The 18,919-nt window shown below is 44.4% G+C and carries 23 protein-coding genes; 13 read left to right on the top strand and 10 right to left on the bottom strand.

Features of this window, described 5'->3' with window-relative positions; all coding sequences use genetic code 11:
* Positions 1–11: 11 nt before the first annotated feature.
* The 5 genes from BUA34_RS09035 to BUA34_RS09055 all read left to right on the top strand — a co-directional run bounded on the left by BUA34_RS09035 (position 12) and on the right by BUA34_RS09055 (position 2,430).
* Positions 12–362 (top strand): DUF2019 domain-containing protein, encoded by a 351-nt coding sequence (locus BUA34_RS09035; RefSeq protein WP_072828555.1) that lies wholly within the window; start codon positions 12–14, stop codon positions 360–362.
* 11 nt (positions 363–373) lie between these two features.
* A complete protein-coding gene (locus tag BUA34_RS09040; protein ID WP_139255915.1) occupies positions 374–781 on the top strand; it encodes a hypothetical protein in 408 nt (135 codons plus the stop codon).
* 68 nt (positions 782–849) lie between these two features.
* Positions 850–1,719, top strand: a complete 870-nt coding sequence (locus BUA34_RS09045) for a hypothetical protein (RefSeq protein WP_139255916.1) — start codon at positions 850–852, stop codon at positions 1,717–1,719.
* Positions 1,720–1,873: 154 nt separating this feature from the next.
* Positions 1,874–2,002 (top strand): DUF4160 domain-containing protein, encoded by a 129-nt coding sequence (locus BUA34_RS16285; RefSeq protein ID WP_083579762.1) that lies wholly within the window; start codon positions 1,874–1,876, stop codon positions 2,000–2,002.
* Between the two features lie 11 nt (positions 2,003–2,013).
* Positions 2,014–2,430, top strand: a complete 417-nt coding sequence (locus tag BUA34_RS09055; RefSeq protein WP_072828561.1) for a DUF2442 domain-containing protein — start codon at positions 2,014–2,016, stop codon at positions 2,428–2,430.
* A 63-nt stretch (positions 2,431–2,493) separates the two neighbouring features.
* Here the strand turns inward: BUA34_RS09055 and BUA34_RS09060 are convergent, their stop codons facing one another.
* Complete coding sequence (locus tag BUA34_RS09060; RefSeq protein ID WP_072828563.1) at positions 2,494–2,739, bottom strand: type II toxin-antitoxin system prevent-host-death family antitoxin; 246 nt, start codon at positions 2,737–2,739, stop codon at positions 2,494–2,496.
* Positions 2,740–2,903: 164 nt separating this feature from the next.
* Here BUA34_RS09060 and BUA34_RS09065 point away from each other — a divergent pair, with 164 nt between their 5' ends.
* On the top strand, positions 2,904–3,236 hold the full coding sequence (locus BUA34_RS09065) for a type II toxin-antitoxin system RelB/DinJ family antitoxin (RefSeq protein ID WP_072828565.1): 333 nt from the start codon (positions 2,904–2,906) through the stop codon (positions 3,234–3,236).
* Positions 3,233–3,643 carry a putative toxin-antitoxin system toxin component, PIN family gene (locus tag BUA34_RS09070; RefSeq protein ID WP_014545035.1) on the top strand — a complete coding sequence of 137 codons (411 nt, stop codon included), beginning with the start codon at positions 3,233–3,235 and terminating at the stop codon, positions 3,641–3,643. Before BUA34_RS09065 ends, BUA34_RS09070 begins: the two co-directional genes overlap by 4 nt.
* A gap of 95 nt (positions 3,644–3,738) precedes the next feature.
* Here the strand turns inward: BUA34_RS09070 and BUA34_RS09075 are convergent, their stop codons facing one another.
* A complete protein-coding gene (locus BUA34_RS09075) occupies positions 3,739–5,841 on the bottom strand; it encodes a family 43 glycosylhydrolase (RefSeq protein WP_072828567.1) in 2,103 nt (700 codons plus the stop codon).
* 259 nt (positions 5,842–6,100) lie between these two features.
* Between BUA34_RS09075 and BUA34_RS09080 the strand changes: the two genes are divergently transcribed.
* Complete coding sequence (locus BUA34_RS09080) at positions 6,101–6,382, top strand: type II toxin-antitoxin system RelE/ParE family toxin (RefSeq protein WP_072828569.1); 282 nt, start codon at positions 6,101–6,103, stop codon at positions 6,380–6,382.
* A 9-nt stretch (positions 6,383–6,391) separates the two neighbouring features.
* Complete coding sequence (locus tag BUA34_RS09085) at positions 6,392–6,688, top strand: HigA family addiction module antitoxin (protein WP_072828571.1); 297 nt, start codon at positions 6,392–6,394, stop codon at positions 6,686–6,688.
* Positions 6,689–6,807: 119 nt separating this feature from the next.
* Here BUA34_RS09085 and grpE read toward each other — a convergent pair whose 3' ends face one another.
* The 4 genes from grpE to BUA34_RS09105 all read right to left on the bottom strand — a co-directional run bounded on the left by grpE (position 6,808) and on the right by BUA34_RS09105 (position 9,746).
* Entirely contained in the window at positions 6,808–7,500 is a 693-nt protein-coding gene (gene grpE / locus BUA34_RS09090) for a nucleotide exchange factor GrpE (RefSeq protein ID WP_072828573.1), read from the bottom strand.
* A 407-nt stretch (positions 7,501–7,907) separates the two neighbouring features.
* Positions 7,908–8,570: a hypothetical protein gene (locus tag BUA34_RS09095; protein ID WP_072828575.1), complete on the bottom strand. Its 663-nt coding sequence runs from the start codon at positions 8,568–8,570 to the stop codon at positions 7,908–7,910.
* A complete protein-coding gene (locus BUA34_RS09100; protein ID WP_072828577.1) occupies positions 8,554–9,126 on the bottom strand; it encodes a hypothetical protein in 573 nt (190 codons plus the stop codon). The genes BUA34_RS09095 and BUA34_RS09100 overlap by 17 nt, the downstream gene beginning before the upstream one ends.
* Positions 9,127–9,128: 2 nt before the next feature.
* On the bottom strand, positions 9,129–9,746 hold the full coding sequence (locus tag BUA34_RS09105) for a hypothetical protein (protein ID WP_072828579.1): 618 nt from the start codon (positions 9,744–9,746) through the stop codon (positions 9,129–9,131).
* Positions 9,747–9,898: 152 nt separating this feature from the next.
* On the opposite strand from BUA34_RS09105, the gene BUA34_RS09110 reads away from it, so the two are divergent.
* From BUA34_RS09110 to BUA34_RS09120, 3 genes are read left to right on the top strand one after another with little or no spacing between them, the layout of a single operon-like run.
* Positions 9,899–10,318, top strand: a complete 420-nt coding sequence (locus tag BUA34_RS09110; protein ID WP_072828581.1) for a hypothetical protein — start codon at positions 9,899–9,901, stop codon at positions 10,316–10,318.
* An 8-nt stretch (positions 10,319–10,326) separates the two neighbouring features.
* Positions 10,327–10,902: a flavin reductase family protein gene (locus BUA34_RS09115; protein ID WP_072828583.1), complete on the top strand. Its 576-nt coding sequence runs from the start codon at positions 10,327–10,329 to the stop codon at positions 10,900–10,902.
* Between the two features lie 21 nt (positions 10,903–10,923).
* Complete coding sequence (locus BUA34_RS09120; RefSeq protein ID WP_072828585.1) at positions 10,924–11,934, top strand: hypothetical protein; 1,011 nt, start codon at positions 10,924–10,926, stop codon at positions 11,932–11,934.
* A 114-nt stretch (positions 11,935–12,048) separates the two neighbouring features.
* Here the strand turns inward: BUA34_RS09120 and BUA34_RS09125 are convergent, their stop codons facing one another.
* From BUA34_RS09125 to BUA34_RS09140, 4 genes are all read right to left on the bottom strand, one after another.
* Positions 12,049–13,686 (bottom strand): cellulase family glycosylhydrolase, encoded by a 1,638-nt coding sequence (locus BUA34_RS09125; protein WP_072828587.1) that lies wholly within the window; start codon positions 13,684–13,686, stop codon positions 12,049–12,051.
* Positions 13,687–13,811: 125 nt separating this feature from the next.
* A complete protein-coding gene (locus BUA34_RS09130; RefSeq protein WP_072828589.1) occupies positions 13,812–14,678 on the bottom strand; it encodes a TIGR03915 family putative DNA repair protein in 867 nt (288 codons plus the stop codon).
* Between the two features lie 63 nt (positions 14,679–14,741).
* Positions 14,742–16,073 (bottom strand): putative DNA modification/repair radical SAM protein, encoded by a 1,332-nt coding sequence (locus tag BUA34_RS09135; RefSeq protein ID WP_072829047.1) that lies wholly within the window; start codon positions 16,071–16,073, stop codon positions 14,742–14,744.
* Between the two features lie 216 nt (positions 16,074–16,289).
* Entirely contained in the window at positions 16,290–17,075 is a 786-nt protein-coding gene (locus BUA34_RS09140) for a hypothetical protein (RefSeq protein WP_072828591.1), read from the bottom strand.
* A 179-nt stretch (positions 17,076–17,254) separates the two neighbouring features.
* Between BUA34_RS09140 and BUA34_RS09145 the strand changes: the two genes are divergently transcribed.
* A complete protein-coding gene (locus tag BUA34_RS09145) occupies positions 17,255–18,874 on the top strand; it encodes a glycosyl hydrolase family 8 (RefSeq protein WP_072828593.1) in 1,620 nt (539 codons plus the stop codon).
* Positions 18,875–18,919: the final 45 nt, after the last annotated feature.

Raw genomic sequence — 18,919 nt, forward strand, 5'->3', positions numbered from 1 at the left:
TACAGTTGATTATGAATGAAACAAACAAGAAATGGATAAGCGAATATGCGCGACTTTCTAATTTGTATGGTTGTGCAATAGAAGCAGGAAATCATAAACAAGCAAATAAGGCTTATGATAAATTGATGGAAGCCTATCGGCAAATCAAGGCTCAGGGCGCATTGACCAGCGAAGATTTCCATGAATTACTTTTCGCCCCGTCTATGGGCACTAGGCTCTGGGCCGCAACGCATTATCTTGCAATTTCCAGTGAAGAGGCTGAAAAAGTTTTGTCTGCACTAGGTGAAGTCCCGAATAGCTTATTGGCGGTTTCTGCAAAAATCACTCTTGAAGAGTGGGGAAAAGGTAATTTAATTTTATAATGGAAATGCTGATGTCGAAAGAAATTCGCCATATTCAACGGAAGTGGATCAGAATCCTTTTTCTGCTTGTGCCGTTGTGTCTTGTCGTGTTGTTCGGGTGTACGCACGAAGAAGACTATGTGGGTATATATGCATGTAAACATGAGTATGGAGCGGAAACGATTACGCTTTATCCCGACCACTCCTTTTTACAAATATACGCAGATAGCAATGGTCTTGATTCAAATGAGGGTAGATGGCGTGTTGAATCGGATTTCTTGGTTCTTGATGGTTGGGTTTTGTTTAAAGCGCCGATTCAAAGCGAAGATATGAAATCACGACTTTCTGAAGGGAAAAAGAAGTTTGTTTTTACTCATATAGTAGATAATTGCATTATTATTGAAGAAGATCTTCCTGAGTTCAATCCTTGTAAAAAATAATCCTATATTAACTCTATGCTCCGCATTTCATCCCAATAAAACGTTTCAAGAATCTAACCAGAATCCTTATGAAATTAATTACATGCAAAATAACTGTTGTCATGACGATTTTGGCATTCGTCTGTTATGCATATTCAGAGGATGACGCTTGGGATGAAACGTTTCCTGTTTATGTGAATATCACAAAAAAGTATATGAACGTTGGTGCCATGGGCGGTCATTTGCCAGATGTTTTCTATACAATGCAATTGGACCGTTACGGCTCCCGCTACGTTTCTCTTGATAAGGAAAACGAGGGTGATCCCGGTCGCATCGTGTGGGCCTTGTACACTGAAAAAAACGGCATGTTGGACAGCGCGATTGAGGATGAAAGCGGCAAATTGTACAAGTCGGTTGGCGGTGGGATCGGCGGTAGGATCCCGCCCTCATTAAAAGAAAAACTAAAGCTCCGCGATTCGGAAAATGTTGTTGTCGCCCCTTTGTCTGCTTTTGACGAAATTGCAGTTGATTTGAAGAGCCTCGATGGGAATGGTTGTCCATTGTGCGAGCGAGGCAAAATTACTTTTGTCTTGGAACTCGATAGTGATAGAAAAAGTTTTATTCGACGCCTTCAGTCCTATGAACCTTTATTCCAACAGGCACACGAAGCAGGATTCTCGGTCATTAATTTTGCTTTAATTTGCGACGAAATCTCTTGTGGTGATTTGTCACTCTTTTTGGAGATGTTTCAATCAGTCGGTTTGGAACCGCCACCACCTCCCCAAAAGAGAAAACTTTTCCAACCGTCCAGCAACGGCGGTAATGTATTAAGACTTTTGAAACAAAATGTTCCGCCCAAGTTGAACTCGGACGTTTTAGGCAAAAAGAATATCGACAAAGATATTGATAAAGTCCTAAAGGATATAGAGAAACTCGGAACAACTAAGAATTTCCGGTGAAGAGGCTGAAAAAGTTTTGTCTGCCTAGGTGAAGTCCCGAATAGCTTATTGGCCGTATCTGCGAAAATCACTCTTGAAGAGTGGGGAAAAGGGGAATATATCATACTAATCAATCAACCTATTGACGGTTATTAAATAATAACCTATATTTATTATGCCAAAGATATTTGAAGCAGAAGGATTCTCGTTTTTCTTCTATATGAATGAGCACGAGCCGGTGCATGTTCATGTGAGAAAACAAGGAAAAATAGCGAAATTCGAGATTGTTAATGGAGGGCCTTGACGAGTAATCTTATGAGTGAAATTACAGAAAATGACGTAAAAAGAGTTTGGGTGGAAAAAGACGCTATATGTGTCGAATTGAAAGACGGACGCATTGGCAAGGAACTTATCCGCGATTACGAACCGCTTAGAAACGCGACAAGAGAACAGCTGGAAAATTGCCGAGTTGATCTCGACGGAGTTTGGTTTGACGATCTAGACGAGGGTTTGGCTCTCTCCGGATTCTTCGCACCAAAGAAAATGAACCCCGTAGGACGAGTTTTCTGGCTCTTTCCTGAACTAAATGCGGCTGCATTTGCCCGCAGACTAGGTATTCCGCAACCGTTATTTGCCGCCTATGTGAACGGAACAAAGAAACCTTCTGCAGCCCGTCGTAAAAAAATCGACGAGGAATTTCACCGAATCGGCCGTGAACTGATGAAAGTATAAAAAATACGCTTTGATTGAATCCAAATCCTCGGAGGCCTTTGGCGAAAAAATGATGACGGGCATCTACACATCGTATTTCTTTCGCACATCCGCAGCGGAAAGCCAGCCACCCTGTTCGGCAGATCGTTCTCCCTCGGTAAGAGCCTTCTGGAGCTTCAAAGCCGCTATCATCCGTTCGTATTCTTTGATGTCTATGACAACATAGCAACCCCGACCATTCTTGGTCAGGAACACGGGAGATTCTTCGGACACGTTCTGAAGAACTTCATTGTAATTTCGTAAATCAGACACTGGTAAAATGCAGGGCATAAACAACCTCCATTTTAATAATATATAATTTTAAGTAAAATTACAAGTAAAAAATTAAGATAAATTGATTAAAAATCCTCCACGAGGGAGGATCCTTTGAGCTCATTATTTAGGTTGCATTTCGGTGTGTTTTTATATATATTTAGAGAAAAGAGGTTACTTTTATGTCGCAAACCACCTTTAGCATCAGAATGGATGACAAACTGAAAAAAGACTTTGATAAGCTTTGTGAAGAGTTTGGCATGTCGATGACCACGGCGATAAATGTCTTCGCTCGTGCCGTTGTGCGCGAGAAGAGGATTCCCTTCGAGGTTTCATCCACAAAGGCTCCCGCCTATGCCGCCGACAGGCGCGTTTTCTACAATGCAAGTCCAGTTGCGAGCCGTATGTCGATGGTAATGCGCCAGCTTTCTGCCGAGGCAGAAAGAGCTGGGGCCGCCGATATGACTCTAGACGAAATCAATGCCGAAATTGATGCAGCCAGGAGCGGCCGATGAAGTTTTATGCGGTCATTGACACGAATGTCATTGTTTCCGCTTTGCTGAAATGGAACTCTGTTCCTGGAGTCGTATTGCAGGCAGTTTTCAATGGATTTGTTGTTCCTGTATACAATGATGAAATTCTGAATGAGTATCGCAATGTTTTGAATAGGCCGAAATTCGGTTTTTCTTCAGAGTTGATTTCAGAAACCATATCCCAGATAGAATCCTTGGGTGTTATGGAAAATGCTTTGGAAACTGTTGCAGAAGCCATGCCCGATCCCAAGGACATTGTCTTTTATTCCATTGCGCTTTCTCATGGCAAAACCGCCGAAACGCATCTTGTAACGGGGAACGTCAAGCATTTTCCTGCAAATCCGATTGTCGTCACGCCGCGACAGATGTTGGACATTCTGTGCATGTAGTTAATTCGCCACAGAAATTGCATTAAACTTTGACACTAAAAATCCCCGGCCTCGTGAGTGAGGTCGGGGCATTTTAAATGCGGGGGAGGTTGGGCTTATTCCCCGACTTGCAATTTCAGGGTCTTTCCAGCAGGATTCCGGACGACGTAGACTCCGCACCCAAAGCCGGCCGTCTTGAGTCCGGCTTTGATATCTGTCAGCGATGCTCCGGCATTTAAGCGGACTTTACCAAGCATGTTGCCCATCAGGTCAAACACCCTGTAGGAGCCCGCAACTCTCGCGAATGCGCCCGCGGATCCGGCGGCGATTTTCGGCTTTATGCCCGTGGTGCCATTGCGCTTGTCCATAATATCGCCATCAATTTTACCGAAGGCAATCCAGTCGAGGTTCACGTAATCGCTTGTTATTAGGACTTTGAGCACGTGTTCGCCTTTGGCGAGTTCCTTGGTTGTTTTGCCTTTGTACGTAGCGTATGTATCGAAGTCATCGGTTCCAGAAAGCGAGAGTGTATCGGTGATGGGTTCATTGTCCATGAAGAATCGTACGCTTGCGCTTTCCATGCCTGTTGCGTAAGAAAGTTCGAAGGGGAGGGTTCCGCTAGTTTCGACGTTCACGGTGTATTCCAGCCATTCACCCTTCTGCGTGTAGCCCACGGCAAATCCGTCGCCGTTCTTCACGATATCCACGCGGTCTTCGCGATATTCCTTGCCTTGGTTTTCGGTGTCCATGTCATAGTAGGCCTTGCCGGCACCGCCCACGTCATAGTTTTCGAAGTCGATGAAGTTTGCGGGGCCTTCAACGCTTGCACCTACGGCTGGTACATCACACTTGGCTTCTGCATCTTTGATTTTTTCCTTGCAGAACGGGCTTTGCGGAATAGCGGTCTTGCTATCCTCGAATTCCCAGTAGTCCGCCTCGAAATCGCCCGCGAACACGAAGAACACGTCGTGCTTGCCGACCGCACCGGTCAGCGGAACTGTTACGAGGCCGTCTGCGGAAAATTCCGCCTTGCCGATGATTTCGCCGTTCACCTTGTCCAGACGGACGGTGATGCTCGAAGCCTTCTTGACACTCAGAACGGATGCCGAGAAGCTTTCCGCGCCCGCGTCGCCGAATTCCACGCCGCTAATCTTGGTGTATTTTCCTTCGGAAAGGTTGGTGATGACCGTATTGCCGGCAGCGCCGCTCTTACGGACCCTCACGTCTTCGCCCCACGACATGGTTTCCGCTTCCACGCGCTTGTACGGGTCGAAATCTTCCAGCTGGGCCACGCCATTGTCCGGCCAATAATCAATTTTTTGAATAGTGCCGTCGGCGTTGTACTTCATTTCGGAAAGGCCGACAGAACGACGCTCCTTGTGTTGGAATTTCTGGCCCATCTTCTCGGACTTGTAACGCCAAAGTTCGTAATTCAGGCCGAAAACGTAGGATTTTCCCTTGAAATCGATGATACCCGGGTGGTTTCCGTTACTGCGCGAAGAATGCGGCATAATGTCGCCCTTGTAGGTCCAGGGGCCAGTAATCTTGTCACTCATGGCATACCCGATACCTTCCGCACAGCAGGTCGATGCGAAAGTCATGTAGTAATTGTTGCCATGCTTGTAAACCCAGGGGCCTTCCTGGTAATCCTTGATTTTGGGGTAGGTGACGATGGATCCCTGAGTACTAATCATGTCCTTGTTCAACTTGATCATGTACAATTCGGGGTTGCCCCAGTACATGTAAGCCTGGCCGTCGTCGTCAATCCAGACGGTAGGGTCGATATCGTTCCAGTGCTCGCGCTGCCAGACCAGGGCCTTGTTCAAAGGTTCCTTGAAGGGGCCGTAAGGGTTGTCCGCCACCAAGACGGAAATGCCATTGCCGTGAATGGGGACGTACATGAACCACTTGCCGTCGCGCTCTATGACCTGTTCTGCCCAGGCCCCGTTGGTTTTAGAGGACCACTTGATGTCGCCCAGGCTCGCTACGGCACCGTGACTGGTCCAGTTGACCATGTCCGTAGAAGTGTGCAGCAACCAGTCGTACATCATGAACCCGTCGGCATTGTCCTCGTCGTGGGTCGTGTACAGGTAAACCGTATCCCCATGGACATAGGGCGCCGGGTCCGCCGTATAGTTCGTCGTGATTACAATTTTCTGAGCGAAACCCGTACAAGCCAAGGCCAATACGGAAGAAATGATTAGGTTTTTACCAAACATCTTGATCTCCATTCCTTGTTAATTCCTACACCCAATAACAAAGATATATCTGAAAATGTTTGCGGATAAGCGCTCACGCAAATCTCTATTGTCATTTTATCAAAAGGGAAGGATTGTAAAAAACATTTACCCAATAAAAATTGAGACAAAAGCCTTAAAAAAGCGTGTATATAAGTAGGGTGCAAACTATGTTTAGACATTCTATTCCAAAATAAATACACCTACTTGACGTATACACATGAAAAAGGTATATTAGACTATGATAAAAAGCTTTGCAGATAAAGACTCAGAGCTCATCTATAACCAGGAATTTTCAAGGCGATTGCCAAACACGATTCAAAAGGTTGCTTTAAGAAAATTAATGATGATAGATAATGCCAAATGTCTTGATGATTTACGTATTCCGCCAAACAATCGTTTGGAACAGTTACATGGAGATAGAATTGGGCAATACTCTATTCGCATAAATGACCAATGGCGTATATGTTTTAGAATGTATGATGGTCACTTTTACAATGTTGAAATTGTAGACTACCACTAGGAGTTAGTTATGAACAAGCATATTGAAACACCGACTATCGGAGAAATATTGAACGAAGAATTTTTGATTCCTATGAGGTTGTCCGCTTACAAGGTCGCTCAGGCTATAAATGTTCCCATTTCTAGGATTCAAGATATTCTTCATGACCGTAGAAGGATTACTGTCGATACGTCTTTAAGATTAGCCAAGTTCTTTGGAGTATCTGATGATTATTTCATCTCGCTACAAGACGATATTGATATTCGCAATCTAAAAATTGAATTGGCAGAGGAACTTGAGAAAATCAAAACTTTTGTTCCTGCATAATAGAAAAGCCCGCTCACGGGGGAGTGGCGGGCAAAAAAGTGTGAGTGCATAGATCCTTCGACTACGCTACGCTTCGCTCAGGATGACACGGAGCCTGTCCTGAGCCTGTCGAATTGGTGTTACTTTCCGGAGGAGACGATGACTTTTGCTGTCTTCAAGATTTTGTTCTTGAGCTTGTAACCCTTCTGGAAAACGGTGACAACATGACCTTCCGGAATCGTTTCGGAGGGCTGCTGCATCAGAGCTTCGTGGAGGTTCGGGTCAAATTCCTTGCCTGTCGGGTCAATCTGTTCAAGTCCTGCGTCCGTGAGAACCTTGGCGAACTGGTTGTAAATCATCTGCATGCCTTTTTCGAAGGCTTCGAGATCTTTTGCCTTGTTTTCGCTGGCGAAAGCGCGTTCAAAATTATCCTGGACTTCGGAGAGCTTTTCGAGGAGCTTGCCATTGGCTGTTTCGATGAGTTCGAGCTGTTCCTTGGCGTTACGGCGGCGGAAGTTGTCGAATTCGGCCATTAAACGCAAGTTGCGGTCGTTGGCATCGGCGAGCTGCTGTTTCAAAATTTCTTCGGCGGAAGGTGCTGCGGGCTGTTCTTCAGCCTTGGCGGCTTCATCAGCCTTTGCATCGGCAGTTGCTTCGGCATCGGCCTTCGGAGTTTCTTCAGCAGCCTCATTATTACCGGTTGGTGAGCTTGCCGAACCATCGGCTTCCAGATTCATTGCTTCTTGAGCTGCCTTGAGCACGTCTTGTTCAAATTGTGCACGTTCTTCTGCGGTCGGTTCTGCGTTCTGTTCCGGATTCTTTTCTTCAGCCATGATAATAAAATTCCTTTAAAATTGCCCGTGGGGCGGGTGTTTTACATTTTCGACTAATTTTCGTGCCAAAGTTAGCAAATTTTGTGCCAACGGACAAACCATAAAAACCGTTTAAATGTGAAACTAGCCCGCCTCTCCTCTCGTTTGAAGGTTTCCGATAATGCGGATTATGTAAACTAAAGTCACTTTTGAGATTTTTCTTTTGTTAAATAGATATTTATCATAAGTTGTACATTTTCATCAAGGTGTTTTAGTGTTTTTTCGGTATTTCTAAATGTAGAAGCCAAAGACCATAAAGTGAAACAAATTGATGAAATTCAAAAAACTACGGCAATTTCCCATAAAAAAATAATTTAACTCCTTTTTTTTTCTCAAAAATATAAGAATAAATGCAAAAATTTCATTAATTATTCAAGTTCATCAATGATATTGGGGCGGTTTTGTTCATTCATATAATTCGAATTACATATACCTCTTAAAAACGCCATTGCAAAATTGCAATCGGTTTGAAAATACATTCCGCCAAGGTTGCGTAAATCATATCCGCTAAAGTCATCATTGAACGAAAATGCTATGGAATTATTATTGCATGCAACATTCTGTTTTTTCGGATCGCTTTTGTGTTTGGCGCATAAATCGTTAATTTTTTCGTCGTCATAATCGGTGAAAATTTTTTTAACAGTCGCTATACCATTTTCAATGTTCAAGATAAATTGATATTTTTTATTTAGACTTAACATGTTTAAATGAACTTTCTCTTTGTCATATTGGACATCGCATGAGAAAACGTCTGGCCAACTACAGCCACAACCACAATCTGTTTTAACATAATAGTTCTCTTTCATATCAAACAAAACTGAGTCGAAAACGTAATTTTTTATGCGTTCAAAAATAATGGAAGAGTCTAACAACTCTGCAGAACTTGAACTGATCTCCCCCGCCGGCGAGACGTGTTCTTCGAGCAGGCTTTCGGACTGCGGCACGGTTGATTTGCACGCCGCAAGGAACGCAATGGCGATTATGGGTAAAATTTTAAGGTGTTTCATATGTTCTTCAATTAAATTCTTCATAAAATCTGAAAACTTCTAAATTTAAATCAGGTAAATAATCATCTTCATTTTTGCTTTGACTGTTTTGGATATAACTACACTGTTTTTGAGTGGAAAATGCTTTTTTTTGACAATGAGCATATAATTGATTTGCAATATCTTTCAAATCTTCATCGCTGATCAGTTCACCTATTGTGTATGTTATAACATTGCCTGTACATTTAACATTTTTCTTTGTTGAATCGTTTTTGTAATTGGAGCATATTTTTGTGAATTTGTCGTTTCCAAAGTATATGAATTCTTCGCTTACGGCGGTTTTTTCATTGGTAATTGTAAGTAAAATTAAGTGCATCCCATGATGATGTTCGTAAGCGATTCTTTTGCTTAGTTGAAATTTTTTTTCTTGAAATTCGATAGAGCAAGATGAAATTTCGGGGTCGAAACAACTACTATCACCAATAGCTTTTTGATAATCAGCAAAGCAAATGTCTATCAAATTTTTTGCAACCAAATCCGTTGATTTGCACGCCGCAAGGAACGCAATGGCGATTATGGGTAAAATTTTAAGGAATCTCATTTTTAGTTTTCATCAGATCGCTGTCCGCAATAACTGTGGTTGAATGTTAGCAGCCACTGAACACATTGACAATATAATTCATCCTCGAGATTCTTTAAATCGATATCGTTAAAGTTATCTTTTAAGGTGTAAATGATGGTTTTATTGACGCATTTGACATCTTTTACTTTTTTATCATTTTGATGCAGTTGGCAAAACTCCGCCAAATCAGCATCGTTGTGGTGGCTTGTAAATTTTTCTTGGACCGTTGCAATTCCGTTAGCAATATTTACTGTTGTTTTTACTTTTTTTTCTTCAGATAACACTTTTAGCTGGATTTTATCATCTTTAAGAAGAACCTTACAGGATGAAACGTCATGATCGAATCCACATCCTGATATATTTTTATCTGTTAATAACACTGGGAATATGGCTTGTTCTAAAGAATCTTTTGCGGCCTTAAGTTTCAAATCTTTTGGCCTATTTTCGCAATTGTGCGATTGGTATTCTTTAGCAAAAGCTTGAAATGCTGAATCTAAATTTAGATTGTCATTGTCAGGCTCGGTTTCAGCATACGAGAACGACCGGCTCGCCGCTAGTAGCGCAATAACGATTATAGGTAAAATTTTAAGAATTTTCATAAATTTGTTAAGGACAATGTACAAAAATTGTCTTTTATATGGTATTCAGAGTTTATTTCTGTTGTAAATTATTGCAATATTAGTTTTGGTGATAGAACTTATTTCTTGTCAAGTTTTATATTTTATTAAAGATTACCTTTAGAAGGAGTATTATGCTCAAAAAAGCTTTTTTAATTTCTGCTACGGCTGCTCTTGTTTTTTCGGCTTGTGGCTCTGATAATTCCGCCTCGACTTCGGGTTCGGGGCCGCAAGTGCTTAGTTGTTCTGCCAATGCAATTTCGGATGATACGTTTATTATGGAAGTTGTGACTGAAAACGTTACAATGACTACAACAACGACAATTGCTGGTAATTTAGCGAATATCGAATACGACCTCTCTTATGCTCCTCAAGTGCCTGCGGCATACGTGCAACAAGATTGTGACGATAACAAGAAAGAAGCGGAAGAAAAAAATGCCCAGATTATTTGCAGTGACCATTCTATAATCATTAAAGAAGTTCAACCGGCCGATATCAGTTTTGAAGATGCTTTGAAGAGCGCAGAAAATTCTTGCAGGCAGATGATTCATTAAGAGGTCCTATGCGTAAAGATTTTGGCAAAAAAGCTATCATTACTCCCCTACCCGTACTTATCATCGCGACTTACAACGAAGATGGCACGCCGAATGCCATGAATGCGGCTTGGGGCGGCCAGCGTGAAGAAGACGAAATTTCAATTTGTTTGGGTACTGACCACAAAACGACCGAAAATATCAAGGCCCGTAAAGCTTTTACGGTAAGTTTTGGCACACGCGAAACAGCAACGATTTCTGACTTTTTCGGTGTGGTGAGCGGCAAGAAAATGCCGAACAAGGTCGAAAAGGCCGGTGTGCACGTAATCAAGAGCGCTCATGTCGATGCTCCGATGTTTGAGGAATTTCCGCTGACGCTTGAATGTGAGCTCAAGGAATGTAGCCCAGATTTTGACGGCAGTACCTATATCGTGGGTAGAGTTGTGAACACCAGTGCCGATGAGAGTGTGCTTGGCGCAGACGGCAAGGTGGATCTTGGGAAGGTCGAACCGATTTCTTATGACTCCGCGGCGCATGCCTATCGCATTGTTGGCGAAAAGGTTGGCAAGGCGTTCAGCGATGGTCTGAAAATCGCAAAGGGTTGATTTTAAAAAAAAGGAGATTTTATGGTTAAAAAGTTATTGTCAACATCTGCTGTTGCTGCATTGGTGTTTGCGGCTTGCTCGACAGAAGATCCTGTTGCCCCGGCTCCGGAGTATCTCACGAATTCGTCTTCTTCGATTCAGGGGTATCAAGGAGGGCTGTATAGTAGTTCTGATTTTTATTCTAGCAGCTCAACAGTCCATGTGAACGATCCGAATTTTATGGACGAGAATGTTGTATTTTCAAATAATGAATGTTATGTGACATCGAATGCTGCAGATCAATCGATTGTACTTAACATGACCTATGCGGGTGAAGGCTATACTAGAACTTCGATGACTCTACTTCCTGGTAATAAGGTCGAAATGGAATCGACTGTTTTTTACGATGGTAGTATTTCGGATGCTAAAGTAAAACAGTATTGCGAAGAAGCGAAGGAAGAAGCTCTTGCTGAAGGTGCGACTGTGGTTTGTGCGAAGCGCTCTGTAACGGCCAAGCAAACGAAACCGACTAATGGGGAAACTTTTGAAGAAGTCGTTAAGGAATCTCAGGAAATGTGTGATCTTTGGAAGATGATGTTCCCTGAAAGTTCCAGCTCTGCGCAAATCCTTATCTCGGGAAGTTCAAGTTCCTCGCTGTACATTCCTCCGAAAACAGAAAACGGCAAGGCTACGTGTGAGGTCGTAGAAGATAATGAATCGACCTTCCAGATGGTTATTGTCGATCCGGATTCTGTAACGATGACAATGACAGCAACGAATACTAATGGACTTTTCTCTTTAAATGCTGTTGCTGTTTTTGCGCCAAATGTTCCTCAGAGCACGATTGACAAAGAATGTGCCGAAGCAAAGGCCGAAGCCGCAGAAGAAGAAGATGGCGAAGCCGTAGTAACTTGCAATGGAAATGTAATTACGGAAACAGAATCTATGTTTGTTGGGCAAAATATCTTGAACCTGATTGCGCCAACGTTGATTGCCGTATGCGACAAGATTCAAGAAACAGGCGCTATTCCTGAAGATGATGAAGTATTTTAACGGTTGATAAATGCAAAAAAAGCCGCGCAGTCCAGAAGGATTGCGCGGCTTTTTTTTACTAGAAATAATTGTTCCTATCGCCTTCGGCTCCAGGATGACAACAGGGAAATCGTTTTATCCCAGGTCCTTGATGACCATGATGCCGCTGCGTTCAATCTTGGGATACTGGCGCATGCCTTCCCCACCCTTGCCCTTGTCGAGAATATCGAGCAAAGTGCCGTTGGTCGAGTAGAGGTGTAATTCCCACGGACCATTCGGGGCGTTGAAGTAGCCGGAATTCTTTTGCACGTTGCGCTGGAACGTTCTGTTGAGGCGATCGGCAACGCTGCGGGCATGAACAAGCGACACGTCGGCGAGATTCCAAGAAATAGGCACGCCACCCATGTCGAAGATAAGCACTGCATCCACGTCGGTTTCTTCCTTCATCGTGAATTTCCAGCTGAAGTTCTGCCAGCTAGTGCTCAAGTCAAGAATTCGGCCGTTAGCATACGGTGTGTATGTTTCGCAGTCTTTCTTGATGTTCACGTTGAGCGTACGGGGCTTGTCGGCCTTGGCGCGCATGCTAAAGATGTACGTGACGCCCTTGTGGAGCGCGAAATGCTGCTTGAACTGGAGGTTCCAGGAATCCTTGCCGCCTTTCTTGATGTCGAAATGGACAACTCCATCCTTGACGGTGACTTCGCCCTTGCCTCCCCAGAAGTCGGTGGTCCAACCGCTGAGAGGTTCTTCGGCGCTAAAGTCGCCATTTTCAATGATGTTCGTGCCGGTTCCCTGAGAGCCGGTCGTAAAGTCCTTGTTCTGGATGAAATTCGGAATGACACTGGTGTTCTGGATGCCAAGAGAGCTATCAACTGCAATTTCCTTGCCCCAGCCTACAAGCGTATTGTAGGAGCCGTGCACGGTCATGTCCATTTCCGGACTGTCGAAGTTACCCGGTCCCCAGCTCCATGCCAGCCAACCGATATTCAATCGTTCACATTCCGACATGATGTACTTGTACGGAATTTCTCGCACGCCACCGGCTGCAACCGGTGCAAATTCGCCGACAATGAGCGGAATTTTGCGCTTGATGGATTCTTCGAGCGTTCCCTTGATGCGGTCCTTGACCGTTTCGTAACCCGAAGCAACCGGATTATGGCGTTCGGTCGGCCACCACATGTGAATCGAAAAAATCAAGTTGTGTTCTGGGTCTGCCTGCAAAAGTTTAGGACCGACGTTCAAAAGGTTTTTCTCGTTCTGGCCCCATTCGTCGGCATCGATCATGATAGGTACGCGTACACCGGATGCACGGAGCTTGGTCACGATGATGTTGTAGGCATTGAAAAATTCATCGGCGCTTTGCGGCTTGTCGCCCGGTTCGTTACCGATGTTCAAAATCAAGTATTCCTGATGATTGTAAATCATCTGGAGTGTTTCTTCGCGGAGCCAAAATTCAAGAGCATCGCTCAAACGGTCCCAATTACCGGTCGTGTCATGGATTTCTGGAATCGGAATCATTCCGTTTGCAATGCAAAGCGAAATTATGTTATCAAGGTCGCTGATACGGCCGCGGGTATTCCAAACAATTCTCACACAGTTTGCGCCGGTCTTGGCAATCTCGGGGATTGTCTTGCCTTCGCGATCAGTCCAAATAAACATGTGGTTTACACCACGGAGGACAACCTTTTCGTTGTCCTTGCTATACAGAAAAGAATCTTGAACGAAAAAGCCCGGTTTAACAGAAGAGCCGTTCATATCTTTTATTTTCTCCATAAATTCATCAATCCAATATAAATATACAACTAAATGTTTTTTTAGAGCCAAATTTTTTTTCGCATATATAAAAAATTCAGCGCTTGATTCTGTAAGGTATAAGCAATTTTTATGCCATTACAGGCCTAATTGGATTGTTTAAGCATCAATGATGCGACGGCATTGGATTTTGCGATTGTGGACGGGAGTTGCAACCTCGATTCTCCCCTATTTTCAAGGGTTTGGTTCGGTAGAGAACGCTCCGGAAGGTGCTTCCAATAGCGGACTGGCAAGCAACGCCGAAGAAGGCGCGGGTTGAGCCGTTCCTTTATCGCCATTGTATCGTAATACGATTTCCACATGCGAGTGAATTCGTCTGGAGGCGCATGCGCGGAAATGTAACTTGGGTCGGGTACTGTTACAAAATGTGTTTTGTAGTTCTCGTAGTACACGCCAAACCCGCGTTTGACATCGATAATTGCCCAAGTGCCGTTGGGATAGCGGCATCGGAAATGCCCGATAATCATTTCGAGAATATCGTACTTGGGTTCGATTTCGGCAATGTACATTCCATCGGGAGCCTTGTTGAAACGCACCATCCCGTACATGTTGTCCATTTCTCGACGGACGGAGCGCGCAATCGTAATGAGCGGAATCATTTCAAGGCTCGAAGGATTGCGACCGTAATTCGGGTCGAGGCCAGCAAAAAGCTTGCGCAAGTACGCTAGGATGTTCATTTCGATTCCCGCATCTTCGGAACGGAAACATGTTTCGAGCAAGTTCAGTACGTCCTTGCTAGCCGCGTTTGTAATGGCGCGCTTGAGCCTTCTGGCGGATTCTTCGGATGTTTCGATGTGAAACGGCTGTGCAAAAAGGTCGGACGAAACTTCGTGTTCGGCTTCGTAAGTTCGTTCGGCCACAAAGCTTGTGACATCGAGATGTTGGCGGTAAATCTCGAAGATCGCGCTCAAGAAACCGTCGAATGTAGAATCGTAATGAATGGCGATGGACATAATTTTGATGCGAGACTTAACGGGATCCTTTGCGCATTCGCGTTCAGGATGACGATATTAGGGTTAGTTGTTTGCGATTGGCAATGTCTGGGGTGATTGTGCGGCTTTCGGTAGTGGCGTCGCGGTTGGCTGATAGGTTGCCGGCGATGGTAACGCTGCGGGCATGGTGTCGAACAAATCCAATTGATCGGATTTGGGCTTGCCTGCAATAAGCAACGGGCGAATCATTTCCGGGTAAAGTTTATGGAGCTCACGAGGAACTTCGTTGTTGTAAATGAAATACTTTGCGCGCTTGAGAACCACTCCCATTTTCTTTAAATGTTCAAGCCTGATTTTATTGTAGCGCCTACCGCTTACAATGAGCTGCGCCGATCTTACCCCGATTCCTGGAACTCGCAAAATCATTTCGTAATCGGCGGTTTGCAAATCGACAGGAAAACATTCTGGATGTCGCAATGCCCACATAACTTTCGGATCCAAATCCGGGTCCAGAAATGGGTTCTTTTCATCCAAGATTTCGTTGTATTCGAACTTGTAAAAACGCATGAGCCAATCGGCTTGATACAGTCTGTGTTCGCGTAAAAGCGGTGGCTTTGTCGTGATGACTGGCAAGCGTTTGTCGGCGTTGATGGGAACATAGCCCGAGAAATAAACGCGCTTCATTTGTTGTTGCTTGTAAAAACCAGCCGAAAGTGTGAGAATCTGGAAGTCTGTCTCCCCCGATGCCCCGACAATCATTTGCGTGCTCTGCCCTGCCGGTAAAAACTTTGGAGAATATTTGGATTTATCGGCTTTGTATTCCAGTTTGCGTTCTGCCAGAAAGTTCATGGGACGGTAAATGGATGCAAAATTCTTTTCGGGCGCGAGGTATTGCAATTGCTTGTCGGAAGGAATTTCGATATTCACGCTGCTGCGGTCGGCATAAAGCCCTGCTTCGAACAGCAATCGTGAACTTGCGCCGGGAATCGCTTTCAAGTGAATGTAACCGCCAAAATGGTGCACAAGACGCAGTTCTTTTGCGACCTTGATCAAAAGTTCCATCGTGTAGTCGGGCGTGCCGATGACTGCTGAACTCAAGAAAAGCCCTTCGATGTAATTGCGGCGGTAAAATTCTAGCGTGAGGTTGATGAGTTCTTTCGGGGTAAATGTCGCTCGCGGGATATCGTTACTCCGCCGGTTGACGCAATAGGCGCAATCGTATTTGCATGCATTGCTGAAAAGCACTTTCAATAGCGAAATGCAGCGCCCGTCAGCGCTCCATGTGTGGCAAATGCCCGAACTGTGCCCGCAGCCCATTCCGCCTTTGGGCGAGTTGCGCTTGGAACCGCTCGATGAACACGAAACATCGTATTTGGCGGCATCGCCTAGAATGTTCAGTTTTTCGCGTATGTCCATTTTTTGCCTTTTCACGATTGCGAAAACAGAGGTGCCGTGCATTATTTTACGATACACTTGTTTACTTGCTTTTCTGTTCACTAAATATAATAATAACTGCACAAAAAAGCAATTTTTTGGTTTGTTTTTTATAAAAAAAGTTGAATATTGCGAATTTGGATTAACAAAAAAGGCCTGCTTTGTGGCAGGTCTTAGAGAAAATTGTTTGTGTTGAATTTAAAAATTGAATCTGGCACTGAAACTAGTTGACAATTGCATATCTGTTCTGTCCCAACTTATATTGGTTTGGGTATAGATTGCGGTTGACAATCCTATTTGGGCATTAAAAGACACTATATCGTTGATTGTGTAACTTGCACCGATGTATGGACATACATCAATTGTTTTGCCAGGGTAAGAAGATTCATAGCCGTTATCTGTAAATGCTCCAAGGGGAACGGCTGTGCCTATACCGATGTATGGATTGAATTGCGGTGTAACCATGAAATTCAATTCTGCAGATGCATCTACACTCAATGGAGCTACTCTATGTTCTCCTTTTGTGGATGCGGAAAAGCCGATATGGGAACCAAAGTTAAGCAGTTGGTTTATTGGCGTATAGTATTCTACCCCAACATTAAATAACCATGCGTTTTTTTCGACCAAAGATTCGTCCCCGACAGGAATTGAAACCGCTGCGTAAACGTTCATTGTGGGGATAATATGGTAACGAACTGAAAAGGAGGGCTGTGCAAAACCATTAATATTTGCATCTTCGCCATCAAAGTGTACAAAAATCCAATATGGAACACTAAGAGCAAGTTCCAAGTCTGGAATTACAGTGTAGCGAACGGAAGCTCCCATTGTTAAACGGCTATAATCCAAATTGTCATCTACTTTTTTTGTGAAGGTTGTTCCGATTCCGGCTTGGCCTTTATGGTTCTCGAGAACTTGAAAAAAGTTCCAATCGGCAAAGGAGGCGCTAGCGGCGAGAACGCTTGCGAGGATGATTTTTTTGAACATGTTAAATTTCCTTTGTTGTAAATGATTTGCAATTTGTTTTCTCCGGCAAAGTACAAAAAATGTTTTTCCCAAAAAACATAAATTGCAATTATTTTTTCTCTTTGTTGTAATGGCTTACACTAGTATTTTTCCTCAAAGTGTTAAAAATTTTCGAAAAAAGGTAATTTTGGGACATGAATATGAAAAAAACTATCTTCTCTCTCTCTTTAGCTTTGCTGCTCGGCCCGTCTGTGGTCTCTGCAGCTGATGTCACAGGCAATTTCTTTGACGCTGATGGCGCTTACTACGGCCCGGACTGCGATAAAGAAAAAAACTACTCCGGCGCTTACTACACCGGTAACTACGAAAGCCCGTTCAAGACCGTTTTGGGCAAGACCGACGAAGAAATCCAGGAAAAAATGGATCAGTTGTGGAACCACTATTTTAAGGGTGACAACAATTCCAAGGTCTATTACGACAAGGGCAACGAAGCTTACATTCTCGACGTGAACAACAGAGACGTCCGTTCCGAAGGTATGTCTTACGGTATGATGATTGCCGTGCAGACCGGCCACAAGGAAGAATTCGACAAACTTTGGAACTGGGCCAAGAACCACATGTGGCACAAGGGCGGTGGCTGGGATGGCTACTTCGCTTGGCAGCGCAACGAAAGCGGTTCCGGTGGTGACGATAACTGCGCTCCGGACGGCGAAATGTACTTTATGATGTCGCTACTTTTTGCAGCGAACCGCTGGAATGACAGCAAGTACATGGACGATGCCCAGTACATCTTGAAGAAAATGTGGGACAACGGCCAGCATAGCCTTTTCAACCCGCAACATTACGTTATCACGTTCCAGCCGCAAGGCAACGAGAACAACTTCTCCGACCCGTCTTACGACTTGCCGGCCTATGTCGATCTTTTCGCTCGCTGGTCCACCTCCAATCAGGATAAGTGGAGCAAGGCTGCAAAGGCAACGCGCGATCACTTGTACAAATCCTCCAACACGAAGTCCGGCTTGTTCTCGGATTACAACAACTTCGACGGTACTCCGCACGGCGTAAGCTATAACGGCAATGCTGAAAAGTACATGTACGACGCAATGCGCTGCGCAATGAACTTCGGTATGGACTATTACCTCTTCGGTGCTGATTCTGCTCGCCAAGAAGAAATGGCCCGCCGCATCATCGACTTCTTCGAAAGAGACAACTACAAGCACGCACGTTTCAACTGGGACGGCTCCAACCCGCAGGAACAGTACACGCTTGGCGAAACCGGCGCAAATGCCGTGGCTGCAATGGCTTTGATGAACGATTCAAAGTATAATGACGCCGTCAAGAAGAATCTCAAGATGGCTTGGGATGCAAGCCTCATGACCGGTCAGTATCGCTACTACGATGGCTTGGTGCACTACCTTGCCATGCTCCACTTGAGCGGCACGTTCAAGATTTGGAAGCCGAAGCCGGAAGTTACGGAAAAGGATGTCACTGCTAACGAACACAATGGCGTCAAGATTGAAAAGGACACGACGTTCTATTCTTTCGAATCTTGCAAACTCTACAAGGTGAATGCAAAGCCGGAAGGCAACGTTGGTATTGCTAAGTCCGTTAAGATGAATAACGGTGTCAGAGTTTGGTCGACTAACAATGCGATTGTTATCGAAAATGCTCCAGCAGGCAGCAAGTTTGCTGTTACCGATGTCAATGGTCGCGTGCTCAAGGCTTCTAAGACGACTTCTGCAATGCAGGAAATCCGCCTTGGTGGCAGAGGTAACTTCCTCGTCATGGTTGGCGACAAGACCTATAAAGTTGTGAAATAGTAATTACTATAGCGTATTAAAAAACAGGACGAACATTTTGTTCGT

This window comes from Fibrobacter sp. UWB12, assembly GCF_900142485.1.
Classification (GTDB): domain Bacteria; phylum Fibrobacterota; class Fibrobacteria; order Fibrobacterales; family Fibrobacteraceae; genus Fibrobacter.

Bases quoted from the DNA above. Each gene is read 5' to 3' on its own strand.
- BUA34_RS09035 (WP_072828555.1), top strand. From the start codon at position 12: ATGAATGAAACAAACAAGAAATGGATAAGCGAATATGCGCGACTTTCT.
- BUA34_RS09040 (WP_139255915.1), top strand. From the start codon at position 374: ATGTCGAAAGAAATTCGCCATATTCAACGGAAGTGGATCAGAATCCTT.
- BUA34_RS09045 (WP_139255916.1), top strand. From the start codon at position 850: ATGAAATTAATTACATGCAAAATAACTGTTGTCATGACGATTTTGGCA.
- BUA34_RS16285 (WP_083579762.1), top strand. From the start codon at position 1,874: ATGCCAAAGATATTTGAAGCAGAAGGATTCTCGTTTTTCTTCTATATG.
- BUA34_RS09055 (WP_072828561.1), top strand. From the start codon at position 2,014: ATGAGTGAAATTACAGAAAATGACGTAAAAAGAGTTTGGGTGGAAAAA.
- BUA34_RS09060 (WP_072828563.1), bottom strand. From the start codon at position 2,739: ATGCCCTGCATTTTACCAGTGTCTGATTTACGAAATTACAATGAAGTT.
- BUA34_RS09065 (WP_072828565.1), top strand. From the start codon at position 2,904: ATGTCGCAAACCACCTTTAGCATCAGAATGGATGACAAACTGAAAAAA.
- BUA34_RS09070 (WP_014545035.1), top strand. From the start codon at position 3,233: ATGAAGTTTTATGCGGTCATTGACACGAATGTCATTGTTTCCGCTTTG.
- BUA34_RS09075 (WP_072828567.1), bottom strand. From the start codon at position 5,841: ATGTTTGGTAAAAACCTAATCATTTCTTCCGTATTGGCCTTGGCTTGT.
- BUA34_RS09080 (WP_072828569.1), top strand. From the start codon at position 6,101: ATGATAAAAAGCTTTGCAGATAAAGACTCAGAGCTCATCTATAACCAG.
- BUA34_RS09085 (WP_072828571.1), top strand. From the start codon at position 6,392: ATGAACAAGCATATTGAAACACCGACTATCGGAGAAATATTGAACGAA.
- grpE (WP_072828573.1), bottom strand. From the start codon at position 7,500: ATGGCTGAAGAAAAGAATCCGGAACAGAACGCAGAACCGACCGCAGAA.
- BUA34_RS09095 (WP_072828575.1), bottom strand. From the start codon at position 8,570: ATGAAGAATTTAATTGAAGAACATATGAAACACCTTAAAATTTTACCC.
- BUA34_RS09100 (WP_072828577.1), bottom strand. From the start codon at position 9,126: ATGAGATTCCTTAAAATTTTACCCATAATCGCCATTGCGTTCCTTGCG.
- BUA34_RS09105 (WP_072828579.1), bottom strand. From the start codon at position 9,746: ATGAAAATTCTTAAAATTTTACCTATAATCGTTATTGCGCTACTAGCG.
- BUA34_RS09110 (WP_072828581.1), top strand. From the start codon at position 9,899: ATGCTCAAAAAAGCTTTTTTAATTTCTGCTACGGCTGCTCTTGTTTTT.
- BUA34_RS09115 (WP_072828583.1), top strand. From the start codon at position 10,327: ATGCGTAAAGATTTTGGCAAAAAAGCTATCATTACTCCCCTACCCGTA.
- BUA34_RS09120 (WP_072828585.1), top strand. From the start codon at position 10,924: ATGGTTAAAAAGTTATTGTCAACATCTGCTGTTGCTGCATTGGTGTTT.
- BUA34_RS09125 (WP_072828587.1), bottom strand. From the start codon at position 13,686: ATGGAGAAAATAAAAGATATGAACGGCTCTTCTGTTAAACCGGGCTTT.
- BUA34_RS09130 (WP_072828589.1), bottom strand. From the start codon at position 14,678: ATGTCCATCGCCATTCATTACGATTCTACATTCGACGGTTTCTTGAGC.
- BUA34_RS09135 (WP_072829047.1), bottom strand. From the start codon at position 16,073: ATGGACATACGCGAAAAACTGAACATTCTAGGCGATGCCGCCAAATAC.
- BUA34_RS09140 (WP_072828591.1), bottom strand. From the start codon at position 17,075: ATGTTCAAAAAAATCATCCTCGCAAGCGTTCTCGCCGCTAGCGCCTCC.
- BUA34_RS09145 (WP_072828593.1), top strand. From the start codon at position 17,255: ATGAAAAAAACTATCTTCTCTCTCTCTTTAGCTTTGCTGCTCGGCCCG.